33 protein-coding genes and 1 pseudogene are annotated in these 25,103 nt (G+C 27.6%); 12 read left to right on the forward strand and 22 right to left on the reverse strand.

The window, feature by feature from the left end:
- Positions 1-6 precede the first annotated feature (6 nt).
- The 22 genes and pseudogenes from ylxM to SPM_RS04230 all read right to left on the reverse strand — a co-directional run bounded on the left by ylxM (position 7) and on the right by SPM_RS04230 (position 18,565).
- Positions 7-327 (reverse strand): YlxM family DNA-binding protein, encoded by a 321-nt coding sequence (ylxM, locus tag SPM_RS04125; RefSeq protein ID WP_004028338.1) that lies wholly within the window; start codon positions 325-327, stop codon positions 7-9.
- Positions 327-1,313 carry a signal recognition particle-docking protein FtsY gene (ftsY, locus tag SPM_RS04130; protein WP_004028339.1) on the reverse strand — a complete coding sequence of 329 codons (987 nt, stop codon included), beginning with the start codon at positions 1,311-1,313 and terminating at the stop codon, positions 327-329. The genes ylxM and ftsY overlap by 1 nt, the downstream gene beginning before the upstream one ends.
- A gap of 29 nt (positions 1,314-1,342) precedes the next feature.
- Positions 1,343-2,344, reverse strand: a complete 1,002-nt coding sequence (locus tag SPM_RS04135; RefSeq protein ID WP_004028340.1) for an alcohol dehydrogenase catalytic domain-containing protein — start codon at positions 2,342-2,344, stop codon at positions 1,343-1,345.
- A gap of 101 nt (positions 2,345-2,445) precedes the next feature.
- Complete coding sequence (locus tag SPM_RS04140; protein WP_004028341.1) at positions 2,446-3,204, reverse strand: hypothetical protein; 759 nt, start codon at positions 3,202-3,204, stop codon at positions 2,446-2,448.
- A 117-nt stretch (positions 3,205-3,321) separates the two neighbouring features.
- Positions 3,322-3,753 carry an SsrA-binding protein SmpB gene (gene smpB, locus SPM_RS04145; protein ID WP_004028342.1) on the reverse strand — a complete coding sequence of 144 codons (432 nt, stop codon included), beginning with the start codon at positions 3,751-3,753 and terminating at the stop codon, positions 3,322-3,324.
- A 13-nt stretch (positions 3,754-3,766) separates the two neighbouring features.
- A complete protein-coding gene (gene rnr, locus SPM_RS04150; RefSeq protein WP_004028343.1) occupies positions 3,767-5,884 on the reverse strand; it encodes a ribonuclease R in 2,118 nt (705 codons plus the stop codon).
- Positions 5,885-5,961: 77 nt separating this feature from the next.
- Positions 5,962-6,258, reverse strand: coding sequence for a preprotein translocase subunit SecG (gene secG / locus SPM_RS04155; RefSeq protein ID WP_004028344.1), 297 nt, complete (start codon positions 6,256-6,258; stop codon positions 5,962-5,964).
- Positions 6,259-6,340: 82 nt separating this feature from the next.
- Positions 6,341-7,192 (reverse strand): HAD family hydrolase, encoded by an 852-nt coding sequence (locus SPM_RS04160; RefSeq protein WP_004028345.1) that lies wholly within the window; start codon positions 7,190-7,192, stop codon positions 6,341-6,343.
- A 14-nt stretch (positions 7,193-7,206) separates the two neighbouring features.
- A pseudogene (locus tag SPM_RS04165) lies at positions 7,207-8,037 on the reverse strand (Cof-type HAD-IIB family hydrolase).
- 143 nt (positions 8,038-8,180) lie between these two features.
- A complete protein-coding gene (locus SPM_RS04170; RefSeq protein WP_004028348.1) occupies positions 8,181-8,444 on the reverse strand; it encodes a FoF1 ATP synthase subunit delta/epsilon in 264 nt (87 codons plus the stop codon).
- Between the two features lies 1 nt (position 8,445).
- Positions 8,446-9,843 (reverse strand): F0F1 ATP synthase subunit beta, encoded by a 1,398-nt coding sequence (gene atpD, locus SPM_RS04175; protein ID WP_004028349.1) that lies wholly within the window; start codon positions 9,841-9,843, stop codon positions 8,446-8,448.
- A gap of 15 nt (positions 9,844-9,858) precedes the next feature.
- The gene (atpG, locus tag SPM_RS04180) at positions 9,859-10,716 is read right to left on the reverse strand and encodes an ATP synthase F1 subunit gamma (protein WP_004028350.1); all 858 of its coding nucleotides are present in this window, start codon (positions 10,714-10,716) and stop codon (positions 9,859-9,861) included.
- Between the two features lie 15 nt (positions 10,717-10,731).
- A complete protein-coding gene (gene atpA, locus SPM_RS04185) occupies positions 10,732-12,303 on the reverse strand; it encodes a F0F1 ATP synthase subunit alpha (protein WP_004028351.1) in 1,572 nt (523 codons plus the stop codon).
- Between the two features lie 16 nt (positions 12,304-12,319).
- Positions 12,320-12,865: a F0F1 ATP synthase subunit delta gene (locus SPM_RS04190; RefSeq protein WP_004028352.1), complete on the reverse strand. Its 546-nt coding sequence runs from the start codon at positions 12,863-12,865 to the stop codon at positions 12,320-12,322.
- A 7-nt stretch (positions 12,866-12,872) separates the two neighbouring features.
- A complete protein-coding gene (atpF, locus tag SPM_RS04195) occupies positions 12,873-13,403 on the reverse strand; it encodes a F0F1 ATP synthase subunit B (protein WP_004028353.1) in 531 nt (176 codons plus the stop codon).
- A 40-nt stretch (positions 13,404-13,443) separates the two neighbouring features.
- Positions 13,444-13,746, reverse strand: a complete 303-nt coding sequence (atpE, locus tag SPM_RS04200; protein ID WP_004028354.1) for an ATP synthase F0 subunit C — start codon at positions 13,744-13,746, stop codon at positions 13,444-13,446.
- 52 nt (positions 13,747-13,798) lie between these two features.
- The gene (locus tag SPM_RS04205; protein WP_004029053.1) at positions 13,799-14,617 is read right to left on the reverse strand and encodes a F0F1 ATP synthase subunit A; all 819 of its coding nucleotides are present in this window, start codon (positions 14,615-14,617) and stop codon (positions 13,799-13,801) included.
- Positions 14,604-15,062 carry an MG406 family protein gene (locus tag SPM_RS06985; protein WP_408640684.1) on the reverse strand — a complete coding sequence of 153 codons (459 nt, stop codon included), beginning with the start codon at positions 15,060-15,062 and terminating at the stop codon, positions 14,604-14,606. The genes SPM_RS04205 and SPM_RS06985 overlap by 14 nt, the downstream gene beginning before the upstream one ends.
- Positions 15,031-15,654, reverse strand: coding sequence for a uracil phosphoribosyltransferase (gene upp, locus SPM_RS04215; RefSeq protein WP_004028359.1), 624 nt, complete (start codon positions 15,652-15,654; stop codon positions 15,031-15,033). The genes SPM_RS06985 and upp overlap by 32 nt, the downstream gene beginning before the upstream one ends.
- Before the next feature lie 491 nt (positions 15,655-16,145).
- Complete coding sequence (locus tag SPM_RS04220) at positions 16,146-17,255, reverse strand: MupG family TIM beta-alpha barrel fold protein (protein ID WP_004028360.1); 1,110 nt, start codon at positions 17,253-17,255, stop codon at positions 16,146-16,148.
- Between the two features lie 5 nt (positions 17,256-17,260).
- Positions 17,261-17,593 (reverse strand): PTS lactose/cellobiose transporter subunit IIA, encoded by a 333-nt coding sequence (locus tag SPM_RS04225; protein WP_004028362.1) that lies wholly within the window; start codon positions 17,591-17,593, stop codon positions 17,261-17,263.
- Positions 17,594-17,611: 18 nt separating this feature from the next.
- Positions 17,612-18,565, reverse strand: coding sequence for an ROK family protein (locus SPM_RS04230; RefSeq protein WP_004028363.1), 954 nt, complete (start codon positions 18,563-18,565; stop codon positions 17,612-17,614).
- A gap of 297 nt (positions 18,566-18,862) precedes the next feature.
- Between SPM_RS04230 and SPM_RS06440 the strand changes: the two genes are divergently transcribed.
- From SPM_RS06440 to SPM_RS04280, 12 genes are all read left to right on the forward strand, one after another.
- Positions 18,863-19,012: a hypothetical protein gene (locus SPM_RS06440; protein WP_004027866.1), complete on the forward strand. Its 150-nt coding sequence runs from the start codon at positions 18,863-18,865 to the stop codon at positions 19,010-19,012.
- Positions 19,012-19,260: a hypothetical protein gene (locus SPM_RS04235; RefSeq protein WP_004027867.1), complete on the forward strand. Its 249-nt coding sequence runs from the start codon at positions 19,012-19,014 to the stop codon at positions 19,258-19,260. Before SPM_RS06440 ends, SPM_RS04235 begins: the two co-directional genes overlap by 1 nt.
- Before the next feature lie 537 nt (positions 19,261-19,797).
- Positions 19,798-20,229, forward strand: a complete 432-nt coding sequence (locus tag SPM_RS04240) for a hypothetical protein (RefSeq protein WP_004027868.1) — start codon at positions 19,798-19,800, stop codon at positions 20,227-20,229.
- Between the two features lie 3 nt (positions 20,230-20,232).
- The gene (locus SPM_RS04245) at positions 20,233-20,412 is read left to right on the forward strand and encodes a hypothetical protein (RefSeq protein ID WP_004027869.1); all 180 of its coding nucleotides are present in this window, start codon (positions 20,233-20,235) and stop codon (positions 20,410-20,412) included.
- A 62-nt stretch (positions 20,413-20,474) separates the two neighbouring features.
- A complete protein-coding gene (locus SPM_RS06620; RefSeq protein ID WP_004027711.1) occupies positions 20,475-20,639 on the forward strand; it encodes a hypothetical protein in 165 nt (54 codons plus the stop codon).
- Positions 20,617-21,060 carry a DUF3627 domain-containing protein gene (locus tag SPM_RS04250; RefSeq protein ID WP_004027998.1) on the forward strand — a complete coding sequence of 148 codons (444 nt, stop codon included), beginning with the start codon at positions 20,617-20,619 and terminating at the stop codon, positions 21,058-21,060. The genes SPM_RS06620 and SPM_RS04250 overlap by 23 nt, the downstream gene beginning before the upstream one ends.
- Positions 21,061-21,213: 153 nt before the next feature.
- Complete coding sequence (locus tag SPM_RS04255; RefSeq protein ID WP_004027873.1) at positions 21,214-21,417, forward strand: DUF2649 family protein; 204 nt, start codon at positions 21,214-21,216, stop codon at positions 21,415-21,417.
- Between the two features lie 358 nt (positions 21,418-21,775).
- Positions 21,776-22,789, forward strand: coding sequence for a hypothetical protein (locus SPM_RS04260; protein ID WP_004027874.1), 1,014 nt, complete (start codon positions 21,776-21,778; stop codon positions 22,787-22,789).
- Positions 22,782-23,192 carry a hypothetical protein gene (locus SPM_RS04265; protein ID WP_004027875.1) on the forward strand — a complete coding sequence of 137 codons (411 nt, stop codon included), beginning with the start codon at positions 22,782-22,784 and terminating at the stop codon, positions 23,190-23,192. Before SPM_RS04260 ends, SPM_RS04265 begins: the two co-directional genes overlap by 8 nt.
- Positions 23,192-23,428 carry a hypothetical protein gene (locus SPM_RS04270; protein WP_004028365.1) on the forward strand — a complete coding sequence of 79 codons (237 nt, stop codon included), beginning with the start codon at positions 23,192-23,194 and terminating at the stop codon, positions 23,426-23,428. The genes SPM_RS04265 and SPM_RS04270 overlap by 1 nt, the downstream gene beginning before the upstream one ends.
- A gap of 11 nt (positions 23,429-23,439) precedes the next feature.
- Positions 23,440-23,709 (forward strand): hypothetical protein, encoded by a 270-nt coding sequence (locus tag SPM_RS04275; protein WP_004027877.1) that lies wholly within the window; start codon positions 23,440-23,442, stop codon positions 23,707-23,709.
- Positions 23,709-25,103: spiroplasma phage ORF1-like family protein (locus tag SPM_RS04280; RefSeq protein ID WP_004028366.1), on the forward strand; the 1,395-nt coding region annotated here is incomplete at its 3' end. The genes SPM_RS04275 and SPM_RS04280, both read left to right, overlap by 1 nt.

The following is a 25,103-nucleotide window of genomic DNA, read 5'->3' on the forward strand; positions in this document are numbered from 1 at the left end:
TTCTCCTTAATCACTATCAATTTTTTTTAATTTTTTTATTAATCCAGCACATTCCTTAATATTTTCAAATTCTTGATAAAGAATATCTCGCTGATGCTGCTTATATCCTAATTGTAAGTTATTTTCAAATTTATGCAAAGCATTTGTAATTTTTATCAATGAATCATATACAGCATTACGAGAAACATTTTTTAAACCAGCAATTTCACTTAAGGAATAATCATCAAAAAAATATAACTCAAAATATTCTTTTTGCTTTGTTGTTAATAATTCCCGATATAATTCATATAAAAGAATTAACTCATTTGATTTTTCCAAATCTTTCATTATTCTGTTTCCACTTCATTCTTGTTAAATAAATCTTTCATCAAATTATAAATATATTGTTCAATATCAAATTCTTGTAAATCAGCTGGTTGCTCACCTAAACCAATTAATTTAACAGGAATATTTAATTGGTCTTTAATTGCTAAAACAACGCCCCCTTTAGCCGTACCATCCATTTTTGTTAAAACAATACCGCTAACATCGGTTACCTCTGAAAAGTTCTTTGCTTGTGAAATACCATTTTGACCAGTAACCCCGTCAATTACTAATAATGTTTCATGTGGAGCATCAGGAATTTCTCGCTTAATAATACGATTAATTTTATTTAATTCATTCATTAAATTAACTTTATTTTGTAAACGCCCAGCTGTATCAATGATAATAATATCAACTTGTTCTTTTTTTCCTTTAACTAATCCATCATAAATAACACTAGCTGGATCTTGGCCTTCTTTTAATGGTTTAACAATATTGACATGCAAACGTTCTGCTCATTGGTTTAACTGTTCAACAGCCCCTGCCCGAAAAGTATCACCAGCAACTAATAGGACACTTTTCTTTTGGTCAAGAAATTGTTTTGCTAATTTAGCAATAGTTGTTGTCTTACCTGCACCGTTAACACCAACCATTAAAATAACATTTAATCGTTGGTCTTTGATATTTAATTTATTTTGTTTACTTTTTGGATCATTATATAAATCCATAATTACTTCAACTAAATAATCATTTGTATCTTCAATACTTCAACCTTTTCGCACTTTTTTTCGAATTTGATTAGTAATTTGTAAAACCATATTCATTCCCATATCACTTGCAATTAAAATTTCTTCTAATTCTTCTAAGTATTGATCATCATATTCTTTATACTTATGTGCTAATTTTTTAATATCATTAGAAAAAGTTAAGCGCGTTTTGCGTAGCGCCTTTTCTAATTTAATTTGTTTCTTTTCTTCACGTTTTGCTTTTAATTTTTGAAAAAAACCCATTTCTTTCCTTCACCCTATTCTATTCCTTGTTATAATTTGACAACAACTTTAAAAATATCTGTTTCCATAAAAGTTTCATATGCTTTTAACACTTCATTTTTATTAAAAGTTTTTGATACTAAATACTTTGGAATAATTTCTTTATTTTCAATTTTTAATACAAGTTCTTTTAAAGTATAACAATTTAAAATTCCGGTATGAATAGTAATATTTTGATTTCATAATTGTTGTAAGTTAAATACAACTGGTTTTTTGAAAACACCAATTGTAATAATTGTACCATTAAAATTAATCATTTGTTGTGCCTGCTCAAAAGTACCTCGGTCATTACCTACACATTCAATTACTAAATCATATTTAATATCAAAAGTAGTTAAAGTACTATCATAAATTTTATGTGCCCCCATTTTTTTAAAATAATTTAATTTTTGATTATGATGACCATAAATATCAATTTTTTTATTATATTTATTTAACAACAATAAAATGCCTAAACCAATTGGCCCATCACCAATAATTGCAACATTATTAATTTGTTTTAAATCAATTTTTTTAATAACATTTTCATATCCTGTTGGTAACACATCGCTTAACATTAATGCATCAGTTAAATTCATTGTTTTTGGAATTTTAATAACACTATTCTCCCCATAAGGGACACGAACATATTCAGCATGCGTTCCATTGATTTTAGTTCCCAAAATAAAACCACCATTTGTACAATTAGCAAATGCTTTTTGTTCACATCATTGGCAAATATTACAGTGAGTAACACATCCAATCGCAACACGGTCGCCGATTTTAAGTTTTGTAACATCATCTCCAATTGCTGTCACAATTCCAACTCCTTCGTGTCCCATAATTGTGTTAGGAACAACACTATTATCATACCCTAAATATGGGCGATAATCCGCATGTGAAAAAGTAAACCCCTCAATTTTTACAATAATATCTGTTGCTTTTTTAATAATTGGCTCGTTAGTTTCGGTTCATTCAATCTTCTTTTTTCCTTGAAAAATTAATGCTTGCATTTTCTTCCACTTCACTTTCTACTTATGATTATACCGAAATAATAATGATGTTAAACAAAAAAAGAACAAGACCAAATAACTTTAAACTAATTATTTTTATCCTATTCTTCAACTTGCAATGTACCTCGTTCAAGTTCCACCGCAACATTAGGTTCAACTAAATCTGTAAATAAACGTTGACGAGGTGTTCTTAAATTAAAATATTGACGTGAATTTTTTCGAATTAGTTCTTGATTTTCATCAGTTAAATTCATAAAAACCCAGGCATCAGTACAAACTGGTAAATTATTAAACATAATAACTTCTGCCGCATATGTTTCTGCTAATTGCACACTATCTTTAATTTCTTCATCAAATGGAACAATAAAACTATCCTCTAAATCATTAATTTTTTCAATTGATGGATCATTAGCAATTCCAATTCCAATTCTAACTTCACGAACAACTTGGTATTTTTCATATAATGTATAATTAATAATTTTAACAGTTGTATTAATATAATTAGCAATTTCAATTAAATAATTTAAATCCCCATCATCTTCATATAATGCTAAATAAATATTTTCATGGCGATGAATTCCAATAACATTTTCACCCATTTTTAACGAACTTAAAATAGTTTCTTCTAAACTATTTATAATTCATTGATAAGTATTCTTATCATATGCTTTTTTAATTTCTTTTTCATTAATAAAACGAACAACAACGGAAGAAACAGATTGATTTTTATCTTCTTTTAAATAAAAAGGTGGTAATTGTAAATTTGATAACGCCACACGATTACGATATTCATCAAGTCTATTTTTACTATAAACATATTCTTTTAATATTTCAATCGTTTGTTGCGGTTCTCACTTCATATTTGTTTACCCCTTATTATCAATTAATTAAGTTAATTATATCATAAAAAGCCTTAAAATAAAGGCGATTATGATGTTGAACCTTATTAATTTAAAATTTATATCATATTTTAAGAATTAATACTTCCGGCGTAAACGCTCATTATCCCGTTGTTTAATTGTTTCACGTTTATCATAATTCTTTTTCCCACGAACTAAAGCAATTTCTAATTTAGCATAATTATTTTTAAGATATAACTTTAACGGTACTAACGTTAAACGTTCTAATTTAATTCGTTGCAAAATTTTCTTAATTTCTTTTTTATGTAAAAGCAATTTTCTAGTACGGTCAGCATCTGGCACGTATGCTGTTGAAAATTTATATTGAGCAATTATCATATTAATAACAAACGCCTCATTTTTACGAATAATAACAAACGCCTCATTAATTGATACATCATTATTCCGAATTGACTTAATCTCACTGCCTGTCAAAACAATGCCAGCTTCATAGGTTTCAATAATTTCATAATTATACCGTGCTTTTTTATTAACTGTAATTGTCAACATTAATATCAACTCCTTAATCAACTAGTTCAAAATCAATTTGTCGTAGTTTTTTACTTGCTTTCTTTACTCTAATTCGTACTTTTTTTCCTAAAAAATATTCTTTCCGTTTTCGTTCTCCAATTAATTTTAAACTTTTTTCATCAAAAACGTAATAGTCATTTTTTAAATCAGTAATATGAACCAATCCTTCAATTGTATTTGGTAATTCAACAAAAATTCCAAACGAAGTAACCCCTGCAATAATACCATTATATTCATATCCAATTTTATCTTCCATATATTCGGCTTCTTTCATTTTATCAACTTCTCGTTCACATTCCATTGCCCGTAATTCTGCAAGGGATGACTGTTGACTAGCATGACTAACAAAAGCTCGCGTTTGTTCTAAATCAGTAATTTTAACTTTTCCTTGAAATAAATACTCTTTTAATAAACGATGAACAACTAAATCGGGATAGCGCCGAATTGGCGAAGTAAAGTGCGTATAACATCAAGATGCCAAACCAAAATGACCATCATTAATAGCACTATACTTAGCTTTTTCCATACTTCGTAACACTAACGCTGAAATAACTTTAAAATTTTCCTTATCCTTTAACTTATTTAAAATTTGCTGTAAATCTTTAGAATGAATATTTTCTAACTTACCTTTAATATTTAAACCTAAATAAGATAATTGGGTATACAAGTCAAACAATTTTTTTGGCTTTGGCTTATCATGGACTCGATAAACAAATGGTAAATCCATTCAATAAATTGTTTCTGCTACTGTTTCATTAGCACGAATCATAAAACTCTCAATTAATTTTTCCGCGTCAGCACGTTCTCGTACAACAATGTCTTTAATCTTACCATTTTTATCAACAATAAACTTTGGTTCATCTAAATCAAAATCAACAACCCCATCATGTTCTTTTTTTCAAACTAAAATTTGATATAACTGTTGCGCTAAAAACAACATCTGAGCAATTTCGGCTGAAATATGATTTTTTTCCTGGCAAAATAATTTATTAACCTCATCATAAGTTAATCGCGCTTTTGAAATAATCACGGCTTCATAAATACTAGAATTAACAACATGTCCCTGCTGATCAATTTCCATTTCACAAATTAATGTTAATCGTGGCTCAAAAGGATTTAAGGAACAAATCCCATTACTTAATTTTTCTGGTAACATTGGGACAACCCGATCAATTAAATAAACTGAACACCCTCGTTCAAAAGCTTCTTTATCAAGATAACTATTATGTGGAACATAATGCGCAACATCAGCAATTGAAACTAATAATAAATAATTACCATTTTGATTTTTTTTAACTAAAATAGCATCATCAAAATCTTTTGAATCATTACCATCAATTGTAACAAACATTTCTGTTTGTAAATCACGGCGTGATTTATTTGCCAACATCGTTGCAACATCAACATTTTGGTTAATTTGGTTCGCCTCAGTTAATGCCTCTTCATTAAATTTAGTACGAATATTAAATTCATGTAAAATAGCTAAAACATCAACACCGACTTGATTAGTATTACCAATAATCTCAATGATTTTAACTTGCATTAAATTGTTTTTACTATTAATACTTGTAATAATTCCCTTGACAATTGTATTTTCAATTGCCTCAGCCAAATTAATGATTTCAGCACGATATTGGGTTAATTTATTATTTAAAATTTCTAAATATTTCTGTTGATGACGATTCTTTTTAATAACCCCAACGACATATTCATTATTTCGTTTCAAAACTTTAATTACTTGTGCTTCTGCTTTTTTAGAATTATTATCATTTTTTTGTTTTTTTAAAATAAACAAAACTTGATCTTGGTCTAAGGCATTATTTAAATCATCTTGTTTAACATAATATTCTTCTTGGTTTTCATTAATTTTTATAAAACCAAAACCTTTTTTATTAATACTAATAACTCCTCGTAAATAAATTTTTGGATCAAAATAGTAAAAACGATGTTGTTGTGTTACTCCAATAATATTATCATTTTCTAATTCAACTAAAGCCTTTAACAACATTTTATTATCATCAATTTTATTAATATTTAATAACTGTGCTAATTCAATCGTATCAATTAGTTTCGTTTGTTTTTTTAAAATGGCTACAATTTGCTCGTGCATATACCTTTCCCCCTAAATGAAAAAAGAGACATTTTTAAATCTCTTTTCAATTAATGATATTTTTAAAAACTTAATTATTACAATAGAACTTTCGTTAATAAATTTATCAATAATGTAATAATTAATAATGTTGAACCAAATGCTAACATAAAAATTGACAATGTTCGATCTAACCCACGTTCTTTACTATTAGCAAATAATTCATCATTACCACCATTTAAAGCACTTAATCCCGTTTGTGCTTTTTTGTTTTGTAATAAACCAACAATAATCATAATAATTGATACAATTAAAGCAATTATTTCAAAAACATAAATAATTGTATTGGCTACTTGTGGTTCAATTGCTAAAAACATCATACTTGATAAGTTCATTAAAACATCCCTCTCTAAATTAAATTATGTTCTTATTAATAATACTATAAAATTACCAAAATTATTGCATTTTAAATTAATTTTAATTATTTTTTTCAAGGCTATTTAAATAATGATAAATTCCTGCTGCATTATTACTGCTAGCTATATCGTATGCTAAATCTAAAATTGTAGTTGGACTATGTTCCATTGCAATTGCATAAGGTAAAATTTCAAACACAGAACGATCATTATAATTATCACCAAAATATAAAACATTTTCTAATTTAATTTCTCGGCCTTGTCTTTGATTTAAAATATCAATTAAATGTAAAATTGCTTGTCCTTTATTTGAATTAACATGGACAATATCGCACCCATAGTCAGATAATGGCTCAACATTAATATTTGAAACTTGTTTTAATACAGTATACATTTCTTGAAACATCATCTTAGATGAATGCTTTGCAACAATTTTATTGGCTATTCTAATGTCATCACGACAAAATGGTTTTGCTTGTTTCATTCCATCTAAAAATGCGCCTGGTTTTGATTTAATTTCTAATAATTTTTCACCAGCACAATATAAATTATCATCATCTTGATACGAAATTGTAAAATCACATTGATATTTTAATAAAATTTCAATTACAACAACTAAATCCGAAATTGGTATTAAATTACTATAAACTGGCTCATTATTTTTAGCATCATACACTAAAGCACCATTAGCACCAATAACATACTGGCAATAATCCTTAATTTTTAATTCTCTTGTGTAATTATCAAAACCAAGGGGCATTCGTCCTGATGCAATTGAAACAGCAATTCCTTTTTCTTGCAATGCAAGTAATTTATTTTGAACAAGGGCTGGTAACTCTTGATTATCAGTAATCAATGTACCATCAACATCAGTAACAATTAATTTAATTTGATTACCATTAATTTTTAACATTGCAACCTCATCTTCTATTTTAATATTGTTTTATAAAGATAATCAGCAATTCCTGCAGCATTATTATCTTTTGCCGTAACTGCAAAAGCAACTTCTTTTAATTGCGGCGTAGCATTAGCTAATGCAATTCCATATTTTGAATTTTTAATCATTTCATAGTCATTCATTTAATCACCAAAACACATAATTTCATCTGAATCAAGATGGCAATTTTCTTTATGCTTAAGCACTTCAATTAATTTTAAAATTCCCTGTCATTTATTAACATTTTTAGGAATGATCTCAATAAACCCATACCCAGTAACTTCTGTTCTTAATGTTTTGCTAACCGCAATTTGTTGTCGTAATCAATTTTGTTTTTGCTCATCATGGCAAGAAATTACAACCTTACGCATTTGAGGAATTTCATTTCAATCTAAAACAATTGCTTTAATGTCAGTATTACGAAATAAAAAAAGATCATCTTTAATAATACTTGCTTGTGAAACATAAGCCTCTTGTTCATTAAGTGGTGCTAAATAAAAGTCATGACCAAATTCTCGTACAATATTCATTGCCCATAATGTATCTTGATATGAAATTATTTCATCATATACATATTCTTTTGTTTTTAAATTTAAAACTGCCCCGCCATTAGCGCCAATAACATATGGACAATGTTCAAGGATTCCTAATGTTGTTGCATAATCAGATAAACTACTAGGAACCCGTCCTGAAGCAATAGTTACTAAAATACCCATTGCTTGGGCCTTTTTTAAAACCTCAATGTTTGCAGTCGGAATCTTTTTTTCTTTATCAGTTACTAATGTTCCATCAATATCACACACAATCATTTTTACTATCATTGCATTGCCTACTTTCTTTTAATATTACTTAGTTTATCATATAAGTAGTCTCACATATTATTATTTTATCATGTTTTATTTTGTATTTATAATTAAGAAAATTAAAACAAAAAAATCTCAAAAAGAGATTTCTATTTTCGTATCTAACTAATTGGTTCAACCTCGTCAGCAAGAATTTTAACAAATTCTTGCTCAACTTGTAAAATTCCACCAGCAATACTTAATTTATATTCTTTATTATTAACTTTATATGTCATTTCAGATGGAACAATTGTTGAAACAAGAGGAATATGTCCATATAAGATGCCCATATATCCCGTAATTGTTTTCACTGTTATAATATCAACTAAGCGATTAACAATCACACCTTGTGGTGTAATAATTTTTAAACTAATTTGATTTGCCATTTTAATTATGTTTTAAAGCTTCAGCCGCTTTAACAACCTCATCAATTGTTCCAACATATAAGAATGCTTGTTCTGGTAAATCATCATACTTTCCTGTTAAGATTTCTTTAAAAGCACGAATTGTTTCTACCACAGGGACATATTTTCCTGTTTTTCCAGAAAACTTTTCAGCTACAAAAAATGGTTGTGATAAAAAGTTACGAATTTTTCGTGCTCTTGCAACAGCTAATTTATCTTCATCTGATAATTCATCCATTCCTAAAATTGCAATAATTGATTGCAATTCTTTAAATTTTTGTAAAATTTCTTGTACTCCTCGCGCTACTTCATAATGTTCTTCACCAACCACTAAGGGGTCTAATAACCGTGATGAACTTCCTAGTGGATCTACCGCCGGATAAATTCCTAATGCTGCAATTTCCCGGTCTAAAACAACCTTAGCATCTAAATGAGCAAATGTTGTTGCTGGCGCTGGGTCGGTTAAATCATCCGCTGGGACATATACTGCTTGTACAGAAGTAATACTTCCTTTTTTAGTTGATGTAATTCGTTCTTGCAAAGCTCCCATTTCAGTTGCTAAAGTTGGTTGATAACCAACTGCTGATGGCATTCGCCCTAATAAGGCTGATACTTCAGAACCAGCTTGGGTAAAACGGAAAATGTTATCAATAAACAATAAAACATCTTGGTTCTTATCATCACGGAAATATTCAGCAATTGTTAATCCAGTTAAGGCAACTCGCATACGAGCTCCTGGTGTTTCATTCATTTGGCCAAAAACTAAGGCTGTTTTATCAATAACACCAGCTTCAATCATTTCATAATATAAATCATTACCTTCTCGTGTTCGTTCACCGACACCAGCAAAAACAGAAATTCCTCCGTGTGCTTTTGCCACATTATTAATTAGTTCTTGCACTAGTACTGTTTTTCCAACTCCAGCACCACCAAACAAACCAATTTTCCCTCCTTTTGCAAAGGGAACTAATAAATCAACAACTTTAATTCCTGTTTCTAAAATCGCCGCTGTTGTTTGTTGTTCTTCATATGATGGTGCTTCGCGGTGAATTGGACGCATTAACTTTGTTTTTGGTTGTGGTTTTTCATCAATTGCTTCTCCAAGAACATTAAACATTCGTCCTAAAACCTCTTCACCAACAGGGACTGTAATTGGAGCTTTCGTATCAATAACATCCATCCCCCGAACCATTCCCTCTGTTGGCCCTAGGGCAATTGCCCGTACGGTGTCATCACCAATATGTTGAACAACTTCTAAAACTAACTTTGTTCCATTATTATTAACCGTAATAGCATTATATAATTCAGGCAAATACTCTTCGGTAAACCGTACATCAACAACAGGTCCTAACACTTGTACTACTTTTCCATTTTTCTCCATTTTTTTAACCACCTCTTAATTTTCTTGTGCGCCAGCTCCGGCAACAATTTCGGTAATTTCCTGTGTAATTGCTGCTTGTCGCTTACGGTTATATAATAACGATAATTTTTCTAACATCGCATTTGCATTATCTGTTGCATTTTCCATTGCTACTCGCCGTGATGCTTGTTCTGAAACCTGTGATTCAACAATTGATGAAAATAAAATTGTATTTAAATACATTGGTACCGCATTTTCTAAAATTGTTGTTGGATCTGGTTCAAATTCAGTAATGACATTAATGTGTTTTGGTTCTTCATGCTGCGTTGCCTTAATGATTGGCAATAATTGTAAAATTGTTGGGTCAAAAGTTACATTATTAATAAATTTTGTATAAGCAATTTTAATTTCATCATAAGTATTCCCATTAAAACCAGATAAAATTTCTTGTGCAAACTCACGAGCATCATCATAAGAAAAATTAATATCAATATCTTTTCTTGTCTGCATAATTTCATAGCCTTTATGGGCATAAAATGTTTCTGCTTTAGAACCAATCGCAATAATACAATCATTTTTTCTTAATTGTTGTAACACTAACTTATTAATATTAATATTATAACCACCGCATAAACCTAAATTTGAATTAACAATGATTCAACAAGTACGTTCACTAACTTTTGTACCATCTTTTTTTTGATAAATTGAATCATCTGCTTTACTAATAATGTCATTAAAAACAGTATAAACTTCAGCAAAATATGGTTTTGAATTAGAAATTCGTTTACCAACTTTTTTTAATTTTGCTGTTGCTACCAATTTCATTGCTTGTGTTATTTTAGATGTTGAAGTAATTGAAGTAATTTGTTTTTTTAAACCTGTTCCGACTGCCATTTGGTTCTTTTTACCTTATTGTCCTAATTGGTTTCACTCTTCAATTTGCCCAAACATTTCTGGTTTATAATCAGCAATTTTATTGGTAATTTTTTTAACAACACTAATAATTTCATTATCAATATTAGTCATTAATGTTTCGCTATAGGCTTTCACTTTTGCTAATTCAGTATAATATTTTTTGGCCTTTGTATTAAAATGTTCAATTATTTCTTCTTTAAATTCTTGAATTTTACCAACTGGAATTCAACGAATTCTTTTTTTCTTAACTGCTAGTAAAATTATTGCTTGGTCAATTTGTGAAAGGGGTGAATATTGTTTTTGTTTTAAAATTTCAATCACTCGTTTCCCATGTTCTAAGACTTCTTTTGTCGCATCATCCAAATCAGAGCCAAATTGAGCAAAGGCTTGTAGTTCACGATATTGTGCTAATTCTAATTTTAAAGAACCAGCAACTTGTTTCATTGCTTTAATTTGTGCTGTTGAACCTACCCGTGACACTGATAATCCCGCATCAACCGCTGGGCGAATCCCAGCATTAAACTGATCATTATTTAAGAAAATTTGCCCATCAGTAATTGAAATAACATTAGTTGGAATATATGCTGAAATATCACCCGCTTGTGTTTCAATAATTGGCAAAGCAGTAATACTTCCGCCTCCATATTCTTTTGTTACTCGTGCTGCGCGTTCTAATAAACGACTATGTAAATAGAAAACATCACCAGGATATGCTTCACGGCCAGGTGGGCGATGTAATAATAGTGCCATTGTTCGATAAGCAACAGCATGTTTTGAAAGATCATCATAAATAATAATGACATTTTCACCAGATTCCATTCATTCTTCACCAATAGTAACACCTGTATATGGTGCTAAGTATTGTAATGGTGCTAATTCACTTGCTGTGGCTGAAACAACTGTCGTATATTCTAATGCACCAGCAGCACGTAATTTTTCCACAATTTGTGCAACAGTCGATGCTTTTTGCCCAATTGCAACATAAATACATTTTACATTTTTCCCTTTTTGATTTAAGATGGTATCAATTCCGATTGCTGTTTTTCCTGTCTGACGATCACCGATAATTAATTCTCGTTGTCCTTTTCCAATTGGAATCATTGCATCAATTGTCATAATTCCTGTTTCCATTGGTTCATCAACTGATTTTCTAGTCATAACTCCCGGCGCAATTCGCTCAACAGGGCGTGTTTTTTTTGCTTTTAATGGTCCTTTCCCATCAATTGGTTGCCCTAATGCATTAACAACACGCCCTAACAACGCATCACCAACTGGAGTTTCAACAATTTTTCCTGATCGGCGAACTTGATCACCTTCACGAACAGTTGTATCATCCCCCATTAAAACGGCTCCAACAGTTCCTTCTTCTAAGTTTAATACCATACCATAAATTTCATTCGGAAAAATTAGCAATTCACTCATCATTGCATTGTCAAGACCATCAATTAAAGCAATTCCATCTCCAACCGTAACAACAGTTCCTTCTTCATGAATTTCAATTTTTTTACCATATTCTTTAATTTGCTTTTTAATTATTTCGGAAATCTCATTTACATTTAAAGCCACTTTTTCACCCCATCTTCTATTTATTATGTATTGCTTTTTGTCGCATTGTTTCTAATTGTCCTGCAATTGAACCATCAATAATTTCGTGCTTAATTTTAATTCGAACTCCGCCTAATAAAGATGAATCAATTTTGTTAACTAACTCAATATGATAACCAAATTTTTTACTTAATTTTGTTTCAATTGTTGTAATTTGTTTTTTTGTTAATGGTTGTGTTGAATAAATATTTCCATATTGAACATCATAACTAATATTAATTAGTTTTCTTAACCGTTTAAAAATTCTTCTAACATAGCAAAAAGCTTCGCGATCAATTAATAAAAAAAGGGCATTTAAAATTAATGGATCAATAACTTTTTGAAATGGTTTTGCTAAAATATTCTTTCGTTCTTCTTTTGGAATGTCAGCATTCATCATTAATTTAATATAATCTGGTTCCTGTTTAAATAATTCCACGATTATATTGCTAACTTCTAAGAAATGATCAATTTTTTTGGTTTCAAGCGCCAAGTCCATTAAAGCAGCAGCATAATTATCAATAAATTTTTCACTAATTAACATAATCCTACTACTCTAATTCTTTAATGAACTCTTCTACTAATTTCTCATTTTTTTCTTTATTAATTTCTTTACCTAATAATTGCTCAGCTGCATTAAAAGCAACATTAATAATTGATTTTCGAATATCATCATAATATTGCTCTTTTTCTTTTTGAATTTCTTTATGGGCTTGTTCGTTTAACTGCATAACTTCAGCTTTTGCTGTTTCCAAAACTTGATGACGTTTTGCCTCTGCTTCAGTTCGAGCTGCAACAATAATACTATTTGCTTCTACTTTTGCCGTTGTTAATAATTTTGATGCTTCTTTTTGATCAATTGTTGCTTTTGCTTGCTTTTCAGCAGCATCTTGAATTAATTCTCGAATTTTATTGCGACGAGCACGCATTGCTTTTCGAAATGGATTATAAACTCATTTTGATAACAAAATTAATAAAATAACTGTCGCAATAACATGAGCAATAAAAACCCATAAATTAGGAAATAATTGATTAATAATTTCTGCTGGTTCAATTGGTTTTGACATTAATCACATTGTCATAGACATCTAAGCCTTCTTTCTTTCCAATTTTTACTTTTTATTAACCAGTAACAAATGCTAAAATAATTGCAATAACTAATGCATAAATTGACCCTGATTCAGTAATGGCAGCAGCAATAATATATTGTGTTCGAACTTTACTTTCAACTTCTGGATTTCGAGCAATTGCTTCAACAGCTTTTCCACCAGTATACCCTTGTCCAATTCCTGAACCACAACAACCAATGGCAGCTAATCCTGCTCCCAATAATGACATTCCCTTTGTAAATCCATCATTAATTCCAGCCATGAATCATATTGTCATCATATTTGATAGCAAATCTATTGTCATAAAATTTATCATATTATAATTCTCCTCTTCCTTAACAAATATATAATTTTATTTTAATCCTTTTTTAGCCATTTAAATTAACATTTTTAACTTTTTGTTCTTTTTTCACCTTAATTATCTTTTCTTTTTTTTCTTTCGTTTCTGTTTTCATTTCCATTGCCCAATAAGCAATTGTTAAAATTGCAAAAATATATGCTTGAATTAAACCATCAAAAACATCAAAATAAATACTTAAAAAAGGTAAAAATACACCAGCTAATAAATCAACAGGCCCAATATAAGGAATATGTCCTCAAATAAAGCTCATTAAAGCTGTGAACAAGGTAATAATAACTGTTCCTCCCAAAATATTTCCAAATAAACGGAATGAAATTGAAATCAAAGGAACAAATTGGGTTAATAATTCTAACGGATTGATAAAAAACTTTTTAAAATATACTAGTTTTTGATATTTAATCCCAAAATAATATATTCCAAGAAAAGTAACCAATCCCATTGATAATGGGACAGTATAAGCTGTTGCAAGTGATTCAAACCCAACAACACTCATTAAATTTCCAATCCCAATATACAATAATAAGTACATAACATAAACTGTTAAAAATTTATATTTTGGTCCCATCAAATCAACAACTTGTTTTTCAACTCACTTAATTGTAATTTCAGCAAAAAGTACTAAACCAGTTGGAACATCGGTTGGACCAAGTTTTTTTAAGCGTTTATAATAACCAATTGATAAAAGCATAATAATAAAGGTAGTAATAACTATCGTTATTAATTGCGGTAATAAAATTGTATAACTTCATGCATCCATTCCACTTTTATTTGGATCAGGGATTAAATCCATTGCAAGAAATTGACCAAAGCTACTATTCATTGCCATTTTTTCCTTCCTTTCTGCGTTGATGAATGGGAAATTTAACATTTGCAAATAACGATGAAAATGGGCATAAACTAATTCCAACAATTATTGTGTAGATACTAAAAAAACTAGTATTCTCAGCATAAATAACTATAGGTATAGCATAAATAACTAAGCGAACTAGGTACAATAAGATAAAAAAGTACTTATTTAAACTTATACTTAACAATCATCCAGAAAAACAAATGATTAAGAAACCTATAAGAGAAAACAAATACCCCAAGACTAATCCTGTGTATAAAGTTCAATCTCGTTTTAATGTCAAATATATCATCGTCAATACTATTAGTATTCCCAAAAACATTATTAAACTTATTATTGACAGTTTATATTCTACACCTTTAAAATGGTTTTTTCAATTTAATTTATTTTTTTTATTTAGTTCCAAAAATACGGTCTCCTGCATCACCTAGGCCAGGAATAATATAACCATGTTCATCCAAGCGTTCGTCTAATGCAGCAACATAAATATCAACATCTGGATGATGTTCTTCAACGCATTTTTTTCCTTCAGGTGCAGCTACCAAACATACTAATTTAATATTAGTTGCTCCTCATTCTTTAACTTTTTGAATTGCAAGATTAGCACTGCCCCCTGTTGCTAACATTGGATCTAAAACTAAAACATTTGCTTTATTAATATTTTCTGGTTTTTTGGCAAAATATTCATGTGGTTCTAAGGTTTTTTCATCTCGGTATAATCCAATATGTCCAATTTTAGCATTTGGGACTAAATTAATAATTCCATCAACCATCCCCAATCCTGCTCTTAAAATTGGAAATAAAACAATATCATTTGCAATTTTATATCCCTTTGTTTTTGCTACTGGTGTTTCAATTTCAAATTCATTTAATTCAATATTTCGAAATATTTCATACGCCATTAATTGCGCAATTTCATCTAAATTTTCTTTAAAGACCTTTGAATTACTTTCCTTTTTGCGCATTCTTGTTAATTTATCCAAAATTAACGGGTGTTTTATTACAGTAAATGACATTAATTACGTTTCCTCCTTAATTTATTAGATTTTAACATAATTATAAAGATAATACCAAGATTTAATTTGGAATTACTTAGATTTTTAAAAATAATTCAATAAATATTTCAAACTTATTTTCTTTTTTAATCTTTAATGATTTTTTTACCGCTCCTAATATTGAACCTAATTTTAATCTTAGATTAATATAAGAAGATGAGCATATTTTTTTTATAATCTCAAAACTATAAAATAATTTTAAATATAAAAACCCAGGGTTAATATCCATTCAAAAACACAAGATATTATCAAAGAAACTGTCATTTCAAGGTCAGACAAACTAACTACCGAGAATGTTTTTAAGTCATTTAAATTATTAATTCCTAATGCTGTTAAATTATTTTTTTCTGTTTGATAGTCAATTTTTGTTCCTCTTAATGCATTATTTCATAACACTTGATTATAAAAGTTATTTTAAAATAAAAAAGCCATAGGTTTTAACTACAGCTTTTTTAACTTAAATTAAATCTAAATTCTCGATTTGGTAATAAACAATCAACAATTTTTTGTTCATTTTCATCTAATTGACCAACGAGATTACGAATACCATCGTTTATAATCCGCTTTGTGATAATTTGAACTTCACCTTTATAATTTTGTGCCTTATTATTTAAAATCACAACATCACCTTTTTCAAAATATTTACCATTAAAAGGCCGAGCAGGCAAATCACAATCTTGATATTTAATCCGAGCAAGCGTACTACGAATCATGTACTCTGCTAAATCTGGGCGAACAAAATGAATTGTTTGATCAAGGAGTATCCCCTTTTCAGTAGGGGATACTCCCCTATCTGTTTTTAAGTTTAATGTAATTAAATGTAAATTAATGTTTTGCAAAGTTGTAAACTCATCATCATTTAAAAACTGCGTTGATACAATAATGTCTTCTACACCTAAGGCCACAAAATGACGAACTTGAAAATCTAATGTTAAATCACGATGCATTTCAATGCTTGGTAATTTATCATTATATTGTCAAGGTCCTTGTGCATCATTTCGTTGTAAAGCAACAAAAACTTGTAATGGAATTCCTAACTTTTTATAAATAGATTTTTTTTCAATAAAATACATTAACGAACTAGCTGTATAACGTTGCGGATAAAAATTTCAACATCCAACCAAATTATTTTTATTTGCATTTAATGATAATAAAAATGCTAATTCTTGGGTTGGACTTGATGCATTTAAAATTATTTTAATATCTTCTTTATTATGTGTTAATTTTGCAACATCTTCACCACTAATTCCTTCATCAAAACGAATTCCTTTTAATCCTAATTCAGTCATAAAAAAATCCATAACTTGTTCACGATTATTTTTATCTAATTCAAATTCCTCATAAACAGCACCATTCACATCACCATAAACATCAATTCCTAGTTTATTTGCTGTTTTTGTTAATTGTAAAAAGCGATTAAATAACTTTTGATCACTTTTTTTAACATTAATCAAGGTAGTAAAAATAACCTTAATTTTAGCTTTTGCACATTTTGTTAAATATGTCTCTAAATCATAGTTTTCTGCAATCAAATGTGGATATAAACTAACACCAAGACGCATAACAATTAATCCAAAACTTTTTTTGCAAGTAATTTATCATATAATTCAATAAATTCTTTTGCTAATTCAATAACCATTTGTGCTGTCATCATTTGATCTTCGGCATTCATAAATAACACGGGAATTTGATGTTTAGTCCCTTGTGCCTCTTCTTGAATAATCGTCATATGTTGCTTTTCTGCTTCAATAATATTTTGTTCTGCTTCTGCAATTAAATTATTAGCATCAGTAGTTTTTCCTTCTTTTGCAGACTTAATTGCAATTAATGCATTTGATTTTGCCATACCAGCATAAGTAATAATTCCAAATGATATTTCTTCAAAATTTATTTCTTTCATTTTTATGTTCTCCATTTCTTATTTTGTTTCATCCATTTTAGAAAGAGCATAATACCCTGTCCCATACATTCCTGCCTTATCTTGTAAATTTGAAATCTCAATTGTAAAAGTTTTTAACATAAAATCACCAATTCGTGCTTTTACTAACTCTTGTAATATATTTTTCAATTTTACCCCTAAATTAGTAACACCACCAGCTAAAATAATTATTTGTGGATTTAGAATATATAACATTGTTACAATATGATATGCTAATGGAATTAATCCTCTAGTAATTGTTGCAATTGTTAATTCATCATTTTTATCAAATAATGGTTTAATATCAACTAATTTTAAATCATGTTTTTCTTTTTCTTTTAATTGGTTTAATAAACTACCCGGATTTTCATCAGCAGTTTGGTTAATTAATTTTGTTAAACCTGTCGCTGAAGAAACTGGTTCAATGCAGTTTTCTAATCCACAAGTACAGGCAAATAAAGTTTGAAAACAACCACCATGACCAAGTTCACCAGCAAAGCCATTTGCACCTGTTCACAATTGACCATTTAAAACAATTCCGCCACCAATTCCAGTTCCTAATGTATATAAAACTAATGATTCTTTTTTATCATAGATACGATCTCAATATTCTGCTAATGCAGCTGCATTAGCATCATTAATAATATGAACTGGTTTTTGAAAAATTTTCTCAGCTTCTCCTTTAATATTAAAATTACGTCAATTTAAATTGCCAGCTAAAGCAACAATTCCATTTTTTTCATCTAAGAAACCAGGAATTGCAAAACCAATTTGACTAATTGTTGATCAATCAATTTGATGTTTTTCTAATTGTTGATCAATTTCTTCTTTTATGGTTTGTAAAATTGCTGCTTTATTTGTTGTAACTTTAAATTCACAACGAATAACTTTTTTTTCTGAAAAAACAGCACACTTAGAACTAGTTCCACCTAAGTCAATTGCTAAAACATTCATTAATTTTGTTCCTCTCTATGTAAATTGTAATATGAAGCAGAAAAAAATCAACTTTGAAAGGAGTTGATTTTTTTAATGGAAAGAAAACATTATTTTATTTTGCGGTCCTTAGTAACTAAGTATGGAAAAGATAATGTTATTAATACTGTTAATAAGATAGTAACTAATAATGTAAAAGAAAATGAATAAATTATCCGCGTAATTTATTAGCGGTGATTTATTCAATATTGTTTATTTTGAGCGTAGCGAACACGCGAAGCGTGCCGCGCAAGCTAAATTTCTAGGAGGAATTAAGTTATGCCAGTATGGTTAACATGAATATTTAGTATTGTTATTATTTTAGGAATTCTTGCTTGAATTGGTTTATCGATTTATCAAAAAATTCGTCAAATTCAAGGAAAGAAAAAAGATAAAAAAGAAATTAAAAATAAGGAGGATAAAGAATAATGTTAGGTATGTATTTAACAACAGCTGTTAATTTTCTAGCTGCAGATACTCCTACTATTTCAGGAGGAATGGATTCTATTTGAACTGGATTGGGTAATGCGATGATGAAAGTTAAAGATGCTGTTTATGCTGTGTTACCACAATTAATGACTTTTTTAGGTGATGCTTGAATTATTTTAATTCCATTTGGAATTTGAGTAATTATTAAAATATTAAACTTTTTCCGTGTTATGGTTAAAGGATTTTAATATTTATTATAATCGATCATATATCTTAGCTATGGCACACTAGCTTTTATGTGAATTGAATAAATAATTTTGTTGTTTATTTTTGCACTATACACTGTCTACAAATTTATTTTTAAATAAATTTAATTATTTTGGTTATTATTGATAATGTTAACAAGATGAAAAATCCTGTTGTGGAAATAAATATGACTATATCGCCAATAGTAGTTACATTTATATTGTTTATTGTTCATAATATTGAGTCTATTATGAAATATTTTTTTAGTAGTATTTAATAGAAATAATGTTGTAAAAAGTATTTCTTTTTTCAAAAACTTGTAGGCAGTATATAGTGTAAAAATATCAACTTAATTATAAACGTATAATTTTATATTTTAATAGCTATTAGTTAAAACTAAGTAGTTATTTTCAGTGTGCCTTAATTTTTGATTTTATATATTTAACAATGTTATTAACAGTGTTTATTACAATACATATACATTATTTAAGCATTAGATATAACAATGTTTGTTACAGTAAATGTTAAGGAGTATTTATATGAAAAAAATTATAGATAGTATCGAACAAGTAATTTCGATTTGTGGTCAAGATTTTGCAAAGTGGCCTAATAAAATGGCACCAGATGTTTTAAAAGCAACTTATGAAATGTTAAAAGAATATCAAGAACGATTAAATCATCATGAAGTGGATGAAATATTTTCTGAAAGTGATCGTGAACAAATTTTAGAAAAAGTAAAAAGTTTTTATGAAAATAAACTTGTTGAAAAAGATAATCATATAACTTTTTTAGAAAATACTATATCAAGTGAAATTGTATTAAGAGATGAATTAATTGAAAAATTAAAACAAAATCAATTAAAGAAAAGTGATTTTGTATATATTCAAGGGAAATCATTAATTATTGGAACAGAAGGTGCTTATGTTATAAAATCTGAATTCAAAGAAAAAATAGAAAGTTTAGAGGAGTAAAATATGCAAGATTTATTAGATGAAATTAAAATGAAAATTAAAACTATGCAAGCTACTTTAATTCAATTAAATGAATATGAAATTCATCATGAATCCGTTAATATTATTCGAAAAGAAATGAGTTTTTATCAACATATCGCAGAACATTTAGAAAGTGAAATGAATAAAAATGGCAAATTATAAAAGGAATATTGTGATAATTGTCATTGAATTTTTCATCAAAAATTAAGAGAAAGGAAAAAATTATGTTAGGAATTTGAATATTTTTTATTAAACGTAAATGTCAAATTTGTCATTCTATTTTGAATAAAAAATTTGTTGGTAGTTTGTATTTTAAGTTAAATGTTTGTTCAATGCAGTGCAATAGAAAGCGAGTTGATTTGAATAATGTATCAGAAACCAAGTTATAAGAAGAATATTAACGTAGAAAATTACTTTATTCGAAGAGAATTTATAGTTTTTAGAACAGATAAAGCTTCATTTATAAATTTGCCTAATCACAATAAACATATTGGTTTTTGATTAAGCAATAGATTTATTTATTTTAGTGAAAAACATTCTGATCAAGTTGCTATTGGTTTAATTTATGATAATTCTTACCCTATTGTAAAATATAATGAAAATTTAAAACGTCATGTGTGAAAATATTTAACTGGAACAGAACTAATCAATTTGTATAATCAATATAAACAAAATTATTTTACACAAATGAAAAAAGCATTATTTCCGGGTGAACCTCAAAAAGTAAAAACAAATAACCATAATAATTTAACAAGTTGAAGTGTTGAAAAAGAACAAGAATTAATTAATGATTTGAAAGATTTAAATTAAATGAGTTTATATGATTACTGAGTTCAATTTGTTAGTTATATTATTGGTTCAAATGCCCCCGAATTTCTATATATATTATCTTTTGTATTATTTATAGTCTTATTTTTTGGAATGTTTTTTAAAATCATTCAAAAAATGTGAAGCTTTTAAATTATGATAAAAGATTGAGAAAAATTAAAAGAGTTTTTTATTCATGTATTTTTATTTATAGATAAATCTAATGTTGAAAGTATTACAACATGAAATTTAACTCAAAATGAATATTTAACTTTTATGATTGGTATTTGAATTGTTATTTTATTTTTAACTTGGTTTTTGTTGTGAATGGTTTTTAAAATAGTTAGTTGTTTTAAATAATTAAATTTTGTTATTATTATGGTTTTCTCTCCCCACAAATTTTTATATAAATATTGATATTATTCTTTTGATTATTATTATTCCTGCTCCTATTAAAACTGAAATAATGATAAATCAAATAAATGATNGGTTATTAATTTCTATTGTATTGAATAATCATATTATTTTATCTAATATGAATAATTCTTTTCCAAAAGGATTAAAACCTAAAAATAATAATATATAGGGCATTATTGGTGTGAATGTCCGTAGTATTGATAAAAAAATACTAAGTATTTTTATCACTCTCCTTTTTGATTTGTGGGGAGAGAAAACCATAATAATACTAGTTTAATTATAAATAACTATTGGAGGTAAAATGAAAAAGTTTATATTTTTTCTAAAAAATTATTGTTATATTAGCGGTTCAATGCTTTTGTTTAGTTTAGTTGATTTATTATTTTGAATTATTTCTTTAAATTATACCGGCTTAGTTTTTTGATTATTATTTGCTTTGCAATGTATTTATTTTCTTTGGTGATTATGAAAAAATATTTTTTATCAGTTAAATGCGTTTAGGTTAGTTAATTTTGTTTGAGATAATCCTTTATCAGTTATTATCGGTAAATTAGGAACAGGGAAAACATTACTTTTAACTTATTTGTCAGAAACAATGAAATTATTAACAGATAAAATTTATAGTAATTATCCATTAGAAGATGACAAAGTTAAAGTTTTAACATTTAAAAATTTAGACTTTACAGATAGAACAAAACCAGTTCCCCCAGATGATAGTTTAATTTTGTTTGATGAAAGTTTTTTATATATCGATGGGACAAGCCCGCACGATGAAAAAGTAACTCACCGTGGCAAAATTCCTTGAATTGTGTTGGCAAGACATTTTGGACATCGTGCTTTATTTACTGCACAACGCGAAGGTATGCTTTGAAATAATATTCGCCAATTAGCTAGTGGTATTATTATTCCTATTTCTTTGAAAAAACCAATTGTTAAAAAAGGATTTAACTTTTTTAATAGATTCTTTATTATGCGAATTGGTATTTTTCAAGATATTACTGATTATGAAATTTGAAAAACCGAGTCTGTCAAACGTACAGCCGAAGGTAAACATGCAAAACATAGATCTGATGTTGGATTAGGAATTCGGTTTTTTAAAATAATTATCCCATTAGAAATCGCCCAAAAGTATGAAAGTAAATGATTGTCATTTGTTCGTGAACTAAAAAATGATGATGTTCCTGTTACTAAAGAGTACTATTGAACACAACTTAAAGATTTAACAATAAAAGAACGTTTAGAATTGTTAGACATTGATATTTTAAAGAAAAATTTAAAACCTAAAAAAGAAAAAGGAAGTGGTAAAGATGATTAATTTATTTGCTGAGAATAATAGTAATTGAGACAAAATTTTTAGTTTTATTTTTGATGTATTTTTGTTTATTTTTGATGTGATTTGAAATACTAAATTGCCAATGACAAATACAACGATTGCTTATTTTATAATCTTTTTTATGGTTATTAAATTATCAATTTATGCTATTCATGGTACATCAACACAATATAATGAATTAGGTTCAACTGTTCAAAATAGTACATCAAAATTATATTCTGCAACAGCTCGTGGTGCTCGTGGCGCTGTTAACACTGGCAAAGGTGTAAAAGCACATTTTAAAGAACGTAAACAATTTAAAATTAATCGTAATAAACAACAATTATCAAGTTTAGCTAAACAAGCAAAAACAAGAGAACAAGCATATAGAAGGATACATAAATAATGATTAGATTAGTTTTATTAGTTGCNGCAATNGCTATTTTTGGGACAGGTTTTATAACAGTTATTATAAATCAACTTACATCAGCAAAAAATATTATTATGGATTTATATAACTCAGATACCTGGTTACTTTCTTTGTTTGGCAAAATGGCAATTTTGTTTAGTCATCCATTAATGTTAACAATATCAAGTTTATATATTGTTGGGTTTATTGTTTCAAAAACATTGTATAGTTAGGAGTTGAATTTATGAAAAGTAAAATTTTAAAGTTTTTAAAAGAAAAATGATGAAAAATATTATTATATTTTTTGGTAATTAGTTTGGGAATGTTTGTACCTTTTCTTTATATTGATATTAAAGAATTTCAATTATTTTTGAGTAAATTTGGTTCAGTTTCTTCAATTATGTGTATCGGATATATAATTTTTTGAATTTTAACTGCTGCGGGAATTATTGATTTAATATTATGAATTAAGAAAAAAATTAATAAAGATATAGTTAAAGGTGGTAAAGAATAATGCGTAAGTCATTATCTTTATTTGCCATATCTATTTTAGGGATTTTAGGGTTAATTATTCCTTTTATTACTTTAACAGCATTCAAACCTTTAAATCAGCAAAATTATAATGTTAAGCAACAAGCAATCGGTATCAATGAAACTGATTTTATTAATACGATGTTTTTACGCAGTAGTTTCTTTGAAAATTGGTCTGAAACAAATTACTTTATTAACCCTACTTTAAAAACATCACAATCATTAACTTATAATGATAAGTGATATTTAGATTTTTTAAAGGATAGTTATTCAACAGGTATTTCATTTGATAAACCTAGTAATGATTTTATAGACTTATATAAAAATTGAGATACTTATACTAAACAATATAACATTGATAAATTTTATGACGTTGATAAAAAACAATTTTTAAAAGAATTAACTAATTTTTCTTATTCTTTTGCAAAATATTTTAATACTGTTGAAGTTATTAATAAATTAGAAAAAAGTGTTGATAGTTTACAACAAGTTAATTTAAATTTTCAAAATTGAAAAATAGTTAATAATTCTAAGGAAAATTTAGAAAAAGAATTTAACTCAAAAAATAATAACTGATATATTTTCATTGCTAAAAGAGGAAAATACTATTCTATTTTACAAGGAAAAAATGATGGTATTAATATAAAATATGATAGTTTAGGAAACATTAAAGTACGATTTGAAACTATTGGAAGTGAAAATACAAATATTTATCGTTGAGATGGTTTAAATGAACCTCAAACACCTAAAATTGATACAAATACAGGTAAAATAATTTTTTATAATGATAATCAATATCAAAATGTTCGTTCTTTTTTATTAAAATATATTGATGTTATTGTGCAAGAAAATATTAGAGTTCAGCAAGGCGGAAATCCAAACTATGATGATCCAAATTTAAGTAGTCAAAGAATTATTTTTGATTTTGAAATTATTAATAATTTAGATAAAACTAGTACTGGTATAATTTTAACTAAAAAGTCAATTTATCGAATGATTTTAACGATTGATGAACGAAAAAATATTATTGCTGGTAGTTTAGAGTTAACACACCTTAAGCAATATTGGAATGGATATGATTATAATAGTTATCGGTATACTGATGATTTAGGGTTTTTATTTTCTTTTATGAAAGATAAAGAAAATACATTTAATTTTAGTGCTGAAACATATAATTATTATCAAGGTAATACTCCTAATACTGGTAAATATATTTTTGAACAGATGAAAGGACAAATTGATATTAATAAATTTTTAAAAGCATTTTTTGCGCATGCATTGGTGCCAGTATTTCAAAATCGTAGTAATTTTATTGAAAGTGGTTATATTGATAATTTACAATATGATACGATTTTAATTAACTTTTTTGGTTTAAAG

Origin of the sequence: Spiroplasma melliferum KC3, assembly GCF_000236085.2 — a bacterium.
In the GTDB taxonomy this organism is placed as follows: Bacteria; Bacillota_I; Bacilli_A; order Mycoplasmatales; family Mycoplasmataceae; genus Spiroplasma; species Spiroplasma melliferum.